This window comes from Alteribacillus bidgolensis (assembly GCF_002886255.1).
Taxonomy (GTDB): Bacteria; Bacillota; Bacilli; order Bacillales; family Marinococcaceae; genus Alteribacillus; species Alteribacillus bidgolensis.
In genome coordinates, this window is sequence record NZ_KZ614149.1 from 1,224,887 (window position 1) to 1,237,162 (window position 12,276).

At 38.1% G+C, this 12,276-nt stretch carries 16 protein-coding genes; 6 read left to right on the forward strand and 10 right to left on the reverse strand.

All coding sequences use genetic code 11. The features are described 5' to 3' along the window. Window positions 1–224: 224 nt before the first annotated feature. Window positions 225–1,220: a biotin synthase BioB gene (gene bioB / locus CEF16_RS06250; protein ID WP_091582763.1), complete on the reverse strand. Its 996-nt coding sequence runs from the start codon at window positions 1,218–1,220 to the stop codon at window positions 225–227. A gap of 226 nt (window positions 1,221–1,446) precedes the next feature. Between bioB and CEF16_RS06255 the strand changes: the two genes are divergently transcribed. From CEF16_RS06255 to namA, 3 genes are all read left to right on the forward strand, one after another. Then, the gene (locus tag CEF16_RS06255) at window positions 1,447–1,755 is read left to right on the forward strand and encodes a MerR family transcriptional regulator (protein WP_091582760.1); all 309 of its coding nucleotides are present in this window, start codon (window positions 1,447–1,449) and stop codon (window positions 1,753–1,755) included. A 396-nt stretch (window positions 1,756–2,151) separates the two neighbouring features. After that, complete coding sequence (gene cbpB, locus CEF16_RS06260) at window positions 2,152–2,589, forward strand: cyclic-di-AMP-binding protein CbpB (RefSeq protein WP_091582758.1); 438 nt, start codon at window positions 2,152–2,154, stop codon at window positions 2,587–2,589. 201 nt (window positions 2,590–2,790) lie between these two features. Further along, entirely contained in the window at window positions 2,791–3,810 is a 1,020-nt protein-coding gene (gene namA, locus CEF16_RS06265) for an NADPH dehydrogenase NamA (RefSeq protein ID WP_091582755.1), read from the forward strand. A gap of 198 nt (window positions 3,811–4,008) precedes the next feature. Here namA and CEF16_RS06270 read toward each other — a convergent pair whose 3' ends face one another. The 4 genes from CEF16_RS06270 to ylbD all read right to left on the reverse strand — a co-directional run bounded on the left by CEF16_RS06270 (window position 4,009) and on the right by ylbD (window position 5,623). Beyond that, a complete protein-coding gene (locus CEF16_RS06270) occupies window positions 4,009–4,452 on the reverse strand; it encodes a YlbF/YmcA family competence regulator (RefSeq protein ID WP_091582752.1) in 444 nt (147 codons plus the stop codon). Between the two features lie 59 nt (window positions 4,453–4,511). Continuing rightward, window positions 4,512–4,925 carry a hypothetical protein gene (locus CEF16_RS06275; RefSeq protein ID WP_091582750.1) on the reverse strand — a complete coding sequence of 138 codons (414 nt, stop codon included), beginning with the start codon at window positions 4,923–4,925 and terminating at the stop codon, window positions 4,512–4,514. Window positions 4,926–4,990: 65 nt separating this feature from the next. Beyond that, the gene (locus CEF16_RS06280; RefSeq protein WP_091582748.1) at window positions 4,991–5,218 is read right to left on the reverse strand and encodes a YlbE-like family protein; all 228 of its coding nucleotides are present in this window, start codon (window positions 5,216–5,218) and stop codon (window positions 4,991–4,993) included. A 21-nt stretch (window positions 5,219–5,239) separates the two neighbouring features. Further along, on the reverse strand, window positions 5,240–5,623 hold the full coding sequence (ylbD, locus tag CEF16_RS06285; RefSeq protein WP_170031643.1) for a YlbD family protein: 384 nt from the start codon (window positions 5,621–5,623) through the stop codon (window positions 5,240–5,242). On the opposite strand from ylbD, the gene CEF16_RS06290 reads away from it, so the two are divergent. Continuing rightward, entirely contained in the window at window positions 5,616–6,266 is a 651-nt protein-coding gene (locus CEF16_RS06290; RefSeq protein ID WP_170031645.1) for a PaaI family thioesterase, read from the forward strand. The genes ylbD and CEF16_RS06290 overlap by 8 nt on opposite strands. 149 nt (window positions 6,267–6,415) lie before the next feature. Here the strand turns inward: CEF16_RS06290 and CEF16_RS06295 are convergent, their stop codons facing one another. Further along, window positions 6,416–6,844 (reverse strand): CBS domain-containing protein, encoded by a 429-nt coding sequence (locus tag CEF16_RS06295; protein WP_091582738.1) that lies wholly within the window; start codon window positions 6,842–6,844, stop codon window positions 6,416–6,418. A 174-nt stretch (window positions 6,845–7,018) separates the two neighbouring features. Here CEF16_RS06295 and CEF16_RS06300 point away from each other — a divergent pair, with 174 nt between their 5' ends. After that, on the forward strand, window positions 7,019–7,378 hold the full coding sequence (locus CEF16_RS06300) for a YugN family protein (RefSeq protein WP_091582735.1): 360 nt from the start codon (window positions 7,019–7,021) through the stop codon (window positions 7,376–7,378). Between the two features lie 224 nt (window positions 7,379–7,602). Further along, window positions 7,603–8,667, forward strand: coding sequence for a sporulation integral membrane protein YtvI (gene ytvI, locus CEF16_RS06305; RefSeq protein WP_091582733.1), 1,065 nt, complete (start codon window positions 7,603–7,605; stop codon window positions 8,665–8,667). Between the two features lie 52 nt (window positions 8,668–8,719). Here the strand turns inward: ytvI and CEF16_RS06310 are convergent, their stop codons facing one another. The 4 genes from CEF16_RS06310 to ctaD form a co-directional block, all read right to left on the reverse strand. Continuing rightward, window positions 8,720–9,289 carry a DUF420 domain-containing protein gene (locus CEF16_RS06310; RefSeq protein WP_425427962.1) on the reverse strand — a complete coding sequence of 190 codons (570 nt, stop codon included), beginning with the start codon at window positions 9,287–9,289 and terminating at the stop codon, window positions 8,720–8,722. A gap of 132 nt (window positions 9,290–9,421) precedes the next feature. Then, window positions 9,422–9,766, reverse strand: a complete 345-nt coding sequence (locus CEF16_RS06315; protein WP_091582730.1) for a cytochrome C oxidase subunit IV family protein — start codon at window positions 9,764–9,766, stop codon at window positions 9,422–9,424. Between the two features lie 3 nt (window positions 9,767–9,769). Next, window positions 9,770–10,390 carry a cytochrome (ubi)quinol oxidase subunit III gene (locus CEF16_RS06320; RefSeq protein ID WP_091582727.1) on the reverse strand — a complete coding sequence of 207 codons (621 nt, stop codon included), beginning with the start codon at window positions 10,388–10,390 and terminating at the stop codon, window positions 9,770–9,772. 1 nt (window position 10,391) lies between these two features. After that, window positions 10,392–12,263 carry a cytochrome c oxidase subunit I gene (ctaD, locus tag CEF16_RS06325; RefSeq protein WP_091582725.1) on the reverse strand — a complete coding sequence of 624 codons (1,872 nt, stop codon included), beginning with the start codon at window positions 12,261–12,263 and terminating at the stop codon, window positions 10,392–10,394. Window positions 12,264–12,276: the final 13 nt, after the last annotated feature.

Sequence of the window (12,276 nt, forward strand, 5' to 3'; positions counted from 1 at the left end):
ATTTATTACGTTCTCACCATATATATTATACCGCGAGCGGCTTCCTTTCTCCTAGAGGAAATGTAAATATTCATAACAAAACTTAAGCACCTTAAAAGAGGAAGTTTCACTAAGTTAAAAGATATGGTGTGCGCCCGAGCGGCTAGGCGCTGAAGCTAAACGTACATCAATAATATATAAAGCAAAAGGCCGTCCCCTGCTTTTTTTGGGACGGCCTTTTCCAATTAAGACGGTTCTGGAACAGCATATTGTTCAACTCTAAAGCCCATATCCTCGATCATTTGATGATCATCCTTTACTTTTTGTCCGCCTGTTGTCAAATAATCACCTACAAATATGGAGTTTGCAGCATACAAGGTGAGCGGCTGTAATGAGCGGATATTCACTTCTCTTCCGCCTGATACGCGTATTTCTTTGTCCGGCAGAATATACCTAGCAGCTGCAAGAATTTTTAGTGAGCGCATAGGAGCGACACCATCTCTATCTTCAAGCGGCGTGCCTTTTACAGGATGTAAAAAGTTTACCGGAACAGAATCAGCATCCAATTCCTTTAATGCAAATAATGTTTCAATTAATTGTTCATCTGTTTCTCCCATTCCTGCTATCACACCAGAACACGGAGAGATACCTGCATTTTTCGCGTGATTGACCGTTCTTTCTCTGTCTTCATACGTGTGAGTGGTAGTTATAGCTGCATGATGGTCTTTATGTGTATTTAAATTATGATTGTAGCGGTCCACCCCAGCTGCTTTTAAACGCTCAGCCTGGCCTTCTTTTAAAATTCCAAGACAAGCACATATTTTAAGCGGCATTTCCTGTTTGATTTCTTTAACCGCTTCTGTGACATGATCTACTTCCTTTTCCGTCGGACCTCGGCCGCTGGCCACAATACAATATGTACCGGCCTTACGTTCCATAGCTTCTTTCGCTCCCTTTACTAAGGAGTCTTTATCGAGCAAAGGATATTTATCTGCATCAGTATTTGCGATAGAAGATTGAGCGCAATACCCGCAATCTTCAGGACACAGTCCGCTTTTAGCATTCACAATCATATTTAATTTAACGTCATTTGCATAGTAATGATATCTTAGTTTATAAGCTCCATTGAGAAGCGACAGTATATCCCTGTCCGGTACTGAAAGAATATTAAGTCCATCTTGCTTCGTTACTTTTTTTCCTTGCAATACTTCATCTGCTAAACAATTCCAACTGTTATTCATACCTCACACTCCAAATGTAAACATATTTTATATAAACGTTAACATTATTTCAATTTACAAGCAATTACTTTTTGGAAACATATTCAAAAATGTATTCATGTCAATTTTTTTAATTTGTTATGTTAGTTTTTCTTACATTAATCCTCTATTTTGTTTTAACATGTGGTATATTAATGACAAAGTAAAAGAAACTTCGTTAGATATTGTTTAAAAGGAGCGCACGTTTATGTCTTCTTCTTACAAAGATAAAAAAGTAATCACAATAGGAGTCGTAAGTGAATTAACAGGATTGTCTGAACGAAAAATCCGTTATTATGAAGAAAGAAAGCTTGTCTTTCCTGAAAGAACATCGGGCGGTACCCGCAAATACTCCTTTGACGATGTGGAACGATTAGTTGATATTGCCAATAAAATGGAAGATGGAATGCAAACGTTTGACATCCGAAGAATGGAACAGAAAAAGTTACCAAAAAAAGAATTGCGTGAACGTATGCTGCGTGGTCAGCTTAATGCAGCTTTTAACATGAGAAAATAAAATCCTTATACGATCATAACGACAAGAAAGCACCCGTTCACTCTTTGATGAGCTAAAATAAAAAATACGTTCAGTTGTATAAGTGAAATGGCGACGTTCGCTTTGAAGAAAACGAAATAAGCCGGATTTATCAAATCATAGGATCTTAGAAAAACTTTGGCGGAAGTTTTAGATTTGCTTATACTTTGATCCTTTAACAAAGTTGAACTTTCCTAAAGCATAAAATAAACCGTTTTAAAAATGTAAAATTCCCCCTCTTTGAAGAAAACGCTTACATTTAGCACTTGACATATTCTCCCTACCCCTCTACTATTATATTGGGTCACATTTTTAGTTTTTTTAGGGCCACTTTCTTTTTCAACGGATAAATTATTATTAAGAAAGAAAGTGATGAAGATGTTACAAACATTAAAAAACAGCCAAATTATGGATAGTGAGATCAAGGAACTGATGATTTCGCATGAAAAAGTAGCACATGTTCAATTAAACAATCCGCTTGACCATGCACTGCTCGTTTTAATTAAATCTGGCTACACAGCAATCCCAGTGCTTGACACAGAATATAAAGTACACGGGCAGATTAGCAAAGCCCAAATTCTTGATTCTATTTTAGGTATTGAACGAATTGAAATGGAACGCCTTCATGATTATAAGGTTAGTGATGTTATGACTACGAAAGTACCTAAAATGAATAAGAACGAAACCTTCGGAAAAGCGTTAATGCTGTCTATTAACCATCCATTTGTTTGTATTGAAGACGATGAACGTTCTTTCATAGGGATAATGACACGCCGGTCTATTCTTGCTTTAATTCATCGTTACCTAGGTAAGTGATAATACAAGTTTATTTTGCTTATTCATTCTATCGCTGATAGGAGAAAGATGGCCCTTAGGGTACATGAGTCAATATTCAACAAGAATGAATCTAAAGCTCTGAGCAGATGCTCAGAGCTTTTTCTTTCATTCCATTTTTAAAAACTGGTAATATAAGAACGTACCGTACAGGGGAAATAAAAATGAAGGAGGAGTTACTGCATGAAACCAGCATTATTTACCTCTTATTCGATCAAAAACATAACATTAAAAAATCGAATTGTGATGTCTCCCATGTGTATGTATTCTTGTTTTAACCAGGATGGAGAAATAACGGATTGGCATCTTTATCATTATATAACCAGGGCCATGGGGCAAGCTGGTCTTATATTTACGGAGGCTGCTGCTGTAACCCCTCAAGGTCGTATCTCACACGAAGACCTTGGTATTTGGGATGACAGTCAACTAGAAGGATTAAAAAAACTAACTAGAACAGTTAAAGAATATGGTTCTCATATTGGAATTCAGCTCGCTCACGCCGGCCGAAAAGCTACAGTAGATGGACCGATTATCGCTCCCTCTCCCATCCCTTTTAATGACGACATCAAAACGCCAGATGAAATGAGCGAATCAGACATTCATGAAACCATTAAAGCTTTCAAAAATGCGGCGAAACGGGCAATCGAAGCAGGATTTGATGTATTAGAAATACACGCAGCGCACGGATATCTGATTAATGAATTTCTTTCTCCTCTCACCAATCACCGTACAGACAGCTACGGAGGATCACTAAAAAACCGTTACCGATTTTTAGAAACAATCATCAAAGAAGTGAGAAAGATTTGGAATGGACCACTATTTGTCCGGATCTCTGCAAATGAATACGAAGAGTATGGAAACAAAATAGAGGACTTCATTCAGCTGGCATCGTGGATGAAGCAGGACGGTGCAGACCTTGTGGACTGCAGCTCTGGCGGTATCACACCTAAAAGACCTCATGCGTTTCCAGGTTTTCAAGTTCCAAACGCAGAAACCATCCGCAAAAAAGCGGGATTATCAACAGGAGCTGTAGGTTTAATTACGAGCGGCATTCAAGCCGAAGAAATTTTGCAAAATGAACGAGCTGATCTCGTGTTTATTGGAAGAGACTTGCTGAGAAATCCATACTGGCCGCTTAAAGCAGCGAAAGAACTGAATTACTCTCTTGAGGGTCCTAAACAGTATGATAGGGGCTGGAAGTAAGTGAAATGTTACGACAGAAAAGCAGCGGAGCAGATACTTTTTCTATAGCTCCACTGCTATTCTGGCTTGAATCTCCTCACAATAACCATTTCTTTCTCATTTTACCTCTATCGTAAGAAAATCTAGACTTTATCTCTTTAGTATAAAAAAATACAACCCCGGATGCGCTTTGCAGCCAGAGTTGTATAAAAACTGATTTTAACCGCAGCCGCAGCTTCCACCGGTGCCGCAGCCGCCTCCACATGAAGCATTATCAAAATACGGATTGCCAGTTGGCACCTTAATTGTTGGAGAAACAGCACCTGCAACTTCTGCACATATCTCATTTAGGAGCCGCTCTAATTCCTTTTCCGCTTTTTTAAAACTCGCAATCGGTTCATACAAATCAAGCTCTCGTTTAATTTGACGTACTTGTTTGGAAATGGTCTTATAATCTGGGTGATACTTCCCAAACCTCTGAACCTCATCATATTTGTCTTTCCATTCTGCAAACTCAGCGATTAAACGTTGTGCCTTTTTATCGCTTTCCATCTGCTTTCTTGCTTGTTTATAATGTATAAAAACCTCAGACTGGAGAACGATTTGTCCAACTAAGGCAGATTCATCTAGCAAATCAACCGAGGTTGATAAAACTGCAGACATGAGAACACCTCCGTTATTCCATTATACACGGGTTGCCCGCAATAATGAAACAACGTATTTTAAGGACCAGCGATTTCTATTTCAAATGATATGGTTTCGGCTTTCGATTTCCCATCATAAGAAACCGGCCTAATATCAATGGTATGCTCTCCAGGAGGCAGACTTTTCATAATAAAAGCTGCTTGATTCATTTTGGCAGCTTCCTGTCCATTCATTTGAACGAGTAAATAACCGTCGCCGCCTTTTTCTTTCTTAGCAAGTGAAAAATCTGGTATCACACATTCAAGATATAAATCTTTATTTTTTAACTTGTATTGTAACGTCCAATCTTCTGATTCTATTCCTTTCATTTTAGCAGCTGGGACAGCAGCATCTTCTCGCACTTCAAGAATTTCTAAGGCATTCACGCCCTGCTGCCCAAAACATACAGCTGCTGTCATCAAAATAATAAAAGCTGCAAGCCCTTTTATCATATTAAAAAAACCCTCCTTTGCTCATTTAGTATGCAGCATTGGAAGGTTTTTAAACGTTTTGTACTTTATTTATTGTTTAATAATTTTAAAATCATGAGAACCATATCCATATTTTTCTGGAACCGTTCGAGCCGCTGCGGAATCGTTTGCCCATGATATACTTTAGAGGCTGAGATAAACTCTTCTATTTTTTCTGGATGCTTATTTAAAGTACGGTACCATTGAGGATGAAAACGGAGAAACTCCTTGTATTCTGGTTTCGTTTTAATAAGTGCATACGTTTGTGGATGCATATACTAATGCCTCCCTTCCGTTTAGAAACCTCTGAAAGAAAAAGGATCTTGCGGCGGCCGCGGCGGTCCGGACGGTTTTTGAAACTGCTGCAGTACACGTTGAACATTTCCCATCATACCACTAAACTGTGAGATCTGTTTCTGCAAATCTTGAATGTTTATTTGTCCGATCGTCTTCATTAAATTGGATAACGAATCCGACTGATCTGGATTATCATTAGATTTCTCTTCTTCAGAAACTCGGAAAGGCTTCCAGTCATCATGTTCCTCCCCTAATATAACCCAATCTTGATAAAGTTGATTCCATGTACGATTTCCTTCCCTTACTTCTTTTATTAAGCGTGGATGCTTTTGAAGAAATTCACGAAAATCATGAAGTGACGGCGGCAAGGAGTCTTTGCTCATAGATTTTCCACCTCCAGCAAAACTTGTTGCTTTTATCATACGCATGCGCCTTGTTTTTGTTCACCCAGATTACACTTTCTTTGCATTGTTTGGCTATTACGTTACAATAATATTGTTTAAGCAATATACACAAGAAAGGAACTACTTCATGATTATGTCAAAAAATGAATTACAAGAAAGATATGCTGCTTTTATTGAAGATGCAACAGAAGAAGAGCAAAATGTGATGGAAGAAATGATTCGCGGATGGGAAGGCAAACGGAAGGGTCAATATTATTCCTTTGTTGGAAGCTGGCTGCAAACCAACAGAAATTGGAAAGATGATGAAACATATGAGGTAACTATCCCTCTTCATAAAGGATTAGAAAACCCTTTATCTATGGTACACGGCGGGGTCACTGCCACCCTTCTTGATTCAACAATGGGCGGTCTTGCAAATGAAATTACTCCTGAAGGTAAAGGATCCGTTACGTTGGAAATGAAAATTAACTATATTAAACCTGGAAAAGGAGAAACACTACGCTGTGAATCAAAGGTTATCTCAAAGAGCAAAAGTATGATTGTAACCGAAGGAAAAGTATACAATGATGACAATCAAGTTATAGCTTTCGGTTCCGGCACCTTTTATATTATAAACCTTTAATAAAAATTCACCAGAGATGTATTTACATGTATTTAAAACGTGCAGACTTATAATTTTCAGCCGTCAGACTTTACTCATAGCAAAACATTCGGTCAAATTCAGTCCCTTTAAAACATAGATAAGAGCTGCCCCTTAGGACAGCTCTGTTTTTAGTGATGTACTTCCGGCCTCTCTGAAATTTCACTGAGTGCAAACGAAGCCTCTTCATCCGTCGTAGTATCGACAGCCATATCTCCGAGCGAAGCAATTCCTACTAGCTGTTGATTTTCAACTATCGGCAGACGACGAATTTGTTTTTCAGCCATCATCCTTGCTGCTTGGTGAATATCCATATTTGGTTCTGCCGTAATAATATTAGAACTCATGACATCAGAAACCGATGTAGTGTTTGGTTTCTTTTCGGCAATGCAGCGCAGCACGATATCCCGGTCTGTAACCATGCCCATCAGATTTTTATCTTGCGTTACAGGTATAGAACCTACGTCATAATCTTTCATTTTCATGGCTGCATCATATACGGTTTCATCTGGTCTGCAGCATTCCACATCGGTTGTCATTACATCTTGTACAGTCTTCATTTTATTTTTTACCTCCCTCATTTGGATTCGATTGTTACTATGCCCAGCTTTTTTTTATTTATACTTGAGTAAAAGTTCATGAAAAGTTTCTATGCCCCGGCGTTGCATCTTCTTATTTTTCGTACTATGATTAAATAAGATTTGTATGTAACTAATAATCAGGAGGGAATTGACATGAAAATTGAAGATTTCGATTTCCATGGAAAAGAGTTTCAATTCGGAAGTTTAGAAAGAATTATGAAAAAAAATGGCTTTATCCATGAAGGTCAGTGGGATTACGAACGCGTTACATTTGATTATAAAATGCTGGACAAAACAGATGATGCTACCTACTTTTTACGTATTCAAGCTTTTGCCGTCCAAGGAGAAATTCCAAAAGAAGATGCAGAAGTTCAATTACTGACTCCATTCCTTGGAAGACACTATTATCCGCATGGTGTAGAATATGATGAAGATTTCCCAGATAAAATTGTAACGAAGTGCAAAAACAAAATAGAAAGCGTGTATAATGAATTGGTGGAAGCTGATAAATAAGGAAGTTATAACTGCCATTACATATGTTAAAGAACCGGATGAATTCATATTCACCGGTTTTTCTCTTTAAACATTCGCTTCTAAAAAGCTTCAATGTGTTTTTCTGTTCAATCTAACGGTTTCATATTATAATAATATGTAAAAAGGAACTGGCAACGCTAAGTTAATGGCAGTGCCTTACAACAGAACTGCAGAATCAGGTATTGGTCGAAAGGAGCTTGGCTGTGTCATCCATTTTCAACAAAAAAATATTCTTGCGCATCTTAACAATTGTACTTATACTACTTGGCGCATACTTTATTCTGCCGGTCTCCGGTCCTATTATACTTGCACTGTTAACCGCTTTGCTTTTATCTCCAGCTGTACGGCTTATTATGGCAAAAACCGGCATCAAACGAAGTATGGCTGTTACTCTCGTGTTCACCTTATTTCTTTGTATTCTTGGTCTAAGCGGCTACATACTTGTTACACAAGTCGTTACTCAAGTTGTTTATCTTATTGAGAACCTGCCTGCTTATGTCAGTGACTTAAATCAAACCTGGCTTAATTTTCAATATAAAATAGAAAAAGCTTACGAAGACTTGGATTTGCCTCCTGAAGTAATTCATGAGATAAATAATCAAATTACGGATATGCTAAATAATCTTCGGGATCAACTATCGAGCGGGGATTTAATCAATGAAATTACTGGCATGGTTGCAGCTATTCCAAGATATCTTGTCACATTTCTAGTTTACTTAATCGCTCTTTTTCTATTTTTAATTGAACTGCCAAGGCTTAAACAAAAAATGCATGCTTTTATGAAAGAAGACACTTCAGAAAAATTTAAATTTATGACATCCAGACTTTCATATGTTATTTTAGGTTTTTTCAAAGCTCAATTTTTAGTCAGCATTATCATTTTTTTAGTTACGATTGTCAGCTTATATATTTTCACACCTGATGTGGCACTGATTATGTCAATAGTTATATGGCTGATCGATTTTATACCGATTATTGGATCTATTGCCATACTTGCCCCGTGGTCGTTGTATTATTTCATTTCTGGAAACGTACTTACTGGAACGCAGCTTCTCATATTAGCAGCTGTTCTGCTGATTATACGACGAACCGTCGAGCCGAAAGTGATGGGGCACCATATCGGATTATCTCCGTTAGCCACCTTGATATCGTTATATATTGGCCTTACATTATTTGGCATAATTGGTTTCATCATTGGACCACTTGCTGTTATTGCATTTACTTCAGCGAGAGAAGCAGGTATTATCAAAATGAATTTCAAAATTTAATAGTTAGATATAGAAAAGGCTGTCCTGCTTATAAAAGAGGACAGCCTTTTTCTTAATAATAAGGGGATATCATAATATACACAAGCACGCCAGTAATGCTGACATATAACCATAAGGGCATTGTCCAGCGCGCAATTTTTCGATGCTTCCTTACTTGATATTTAATTCCGCGCATGAAAGACAGTACAGCTAAAGGAACAATAACAATAGCAAGTATAATATGTGTTATTAAAATAAAATAATAAATAGCTGCCATCGCTCCGCTGCCGCCGTATTCCGTTGACTCTGCTAAGTAATGATAGGTAACATACGTAATCAGAAAGAATGCGGTTGATGTAAAAGCAGCGTAAATAAAGCGGCGGTGCATTTTAATATTTTTACGTAAAATGAAAAACAAAGCAGTAAATAAAAATACAGTGGTAAAACTATTGAAAATTGCATTCAACATCGGAAGAATCGTTAAATCAAAACCTTCTACTTCCCTGCTAAATCCATCCATAAAAAATAAAACGGTGACGAGTCCATTAATGATAATCGTTAATATAACAGCAATCCATACATTGGTTTTGTCGTTAGCATTCTTATTTTCATTGGGTAAAGATGACTCGTTGTGATCTCCCAATTCATTTACCTCCTTTTCACCTCTACTGCCCCCATTATACATGAATAAAGCACATTCTATGATAGAACCTGTAACAATCAAGTGAACAGGAAAAACTGCTCCAAGGTTAAAAACCCGGAGCAGTGCATTCACTTAATATTTTGTTACACCTAATAGAAGGATTAATGCAATTAAAGCCGGTGTAGAAAGAACAACACCAGAAATAATGAAAGCATTCGGCCAGCCGTGGTCTTTGTCTTTAAGATGCATAAAGTAATACATTTGAAGGAAAAACTGTACCACAGCTAAAAGTAAAATAAATGGTATAGCAAATCCTACTTCAATCGTTTCTGTTGCTACAGCAATAAATGCGAGGATGGTTAAGAAAATCATGAAAGCAAAGGAGGTTACTTGAATCTTTCTCTCCTTATTGATTTTCATTATCTCTTCTTCCGACATCGAACTTTTCGTAAATGGTTTCGATAAATCATCAGACATTTTTTATGCACCTCCAATTCCCATTAAATAGACAACGGTAAAGATAAAGACCCACACCACGTCAATAAAGTGCCAATATAGACTTGCTACATAAAATTTCGGCGCATTGGTCAGCGTAATGCCTGAACGGCTGTAACGAATAATTAGTGTGGTAATCCAGCAAAGTCCAAAGAGTACGTGAGCTCCGTGAAGACCAACAAGGGTATAGAAAGATGATGCAAATGCACTGGTAGTATACCCAAGGCCGTGATGGACATATTCCACGAATTCGTAAATTTCAAATCCTAAGAACCCAACACCTAATAAAACGGTCACTATCATTAAAACCAGCATGTTTTTAAAATTATTTTTCTTCATGGAAAACATTGCCAAAACACTTGTCAAAGAGCTCGTTAATAACAGCATCGTCATGATGAATACTAGCGGCATCGAAAATAATTCTTCTGCAGACGGTCCGCCAGCCGTTCCTTCTCTAAGACCTAGAAACGTACCAAAAAATGTAGCGAACATGATCGTTTCCCCGCCTAGAAAGATCCAGAAACCTAAAAATTTATTTTTCCCTTCTAACGTTGATTTTTCCGGATGAGAAGGGAGGCCTTTTGAAAGATCAACCGAGCCTGCCATATCAGCTAACCTCCTTTTCGATTTTCTTTACTTGTTCGAGAGGTATATGATAGCCATGGTCCTCTTTAATTGAACGTATAAGCATCGATCCAAAGGTCAGAATAACTCCTGTACCAATTACTAAGAATGGAGGAACAATGGTATCGTCCATATTTATCATAATCATTCCAAATCCCCAAATAAACAGTCCAAGGCCAATAACAAACGGCAATATAGATCCGTTCGGCATATGAATATCCGTCATTGGTTCTGCCGGCTTCATTGTTCCATCACCATGAACTTTTTCGTAAAACCATGGATCCAATGAACGAACCTGTGGGGTTTGAGCAAAGTTGTACTCTGGGATAGGCGTTGGTGTAGACCATTCTAATGTACGTGCATCCCAAGGATCATTAACTGTAATGCGCTCTGAATTAAATGCAGAGTACACGACGTTAATGATAAGAACAAGAATTGCTGCCCCCATAACAAAGGAACCGATACTTGAAACGAGATTCATCGTTTCCATGCCTTGACCTTCAAGGTACGTATATACACGTCTAGGCATACCGATTAAACCAAGAATGTGCTGAATAAAGAAAGTCATGTGGAAACCGATATAAAACAGCCAAAACATAAGTATACCTAATTTTTCATTTAGTTTATGGCCGAACATTTTTGGATACCAGTAGTAAGTACCAGCTAGTAACCCTAATACAATACCACCGATAATAATGTAGTGAAAGTGAGCAACAACAAAGTATGTGTCATGGTACAAGTAATCTACAGGCACCATTGCAAGCATTACACCTGTTACACCGCCCAGTACAAATGTCGGTACAAAAGAAGATGCACAGAGCATTGCTGTGTTGAACGTGATTTTTCCGCCCCACATTGTAAATAGCCAGTTAAAGATTTTGATACCTGTTGGAACGGCGATACCCATAGTAGCAATGGCGAATACAGAGTTCGTAATCGGGCCTAAACCTACTGTGAACATGTGGTGAACCCAAACCATAAACCCTAAAAATGCAATGACTAATGTTGCAAATACCATTGCTGTATAACCAAACAAGCGTTTTCTTGAAAAAGCCGGAATAACTTCTGAAATAATACCAAATGCCGGCAAAACAAGAATATACACTTCCGGATGACCAAAAATCCAGAAGATATGCTGCCAAAGAACAGCATTCCCCCCCATATCAGGAATAAAAAATTGTCCGCCAAATATTCGATCGAGCATTAAAAGTGCCAGACCTGCTGCAAGCGGTGTAAAAGCAAATACAATAAGGATCGAGACAACAAGGCCTGTCCAGCAGAACAATGGCATTCTCATCATTGTCATACCTGGAGCACGCATGTTAATGATCGTTACAATAAAGTTTATAGCAGATACCAGTGTACCAATCCCACTCACCTGTAGACCTACTACATAGAAATCCAAGCCAAGGTCAGCATACTCTCCGCTTGAAAGCGGCACGTACGCAGTCCAGCCTGCATCAGGACCTCCTCCAAAAAACCAGCTTACGCTTAACAAAAGGCCGCCAAAGAAGAAAATCCAAAAACCGAGAGCGTTAACAAAAGGAAATGCAACGTCCCTAGCTCCGATTTGTAATGGAATAACAAAGTTCATAAACGCAAAAATCAGCGGAGTTGCTGCTAAAAACAACATAATCGTCCCATGCATTGTAATTAATTCATTAAATGTTTGTCCGGTAAGAAAATCATTTTCAGCTGACATCAGCTGTATTCTCATAAACAAAGCCATCATACCTGCTTTAACGAAAAACAGCGTGCCCGCGATCAAATATAATACCGCCAGCTTTTTATGGTCGACAGTAGTCAGCCAATCCCATAAAACACTTTTATCTTTAGTAGCTGTTGCAGTTGCCACGTGGTTTACCTCC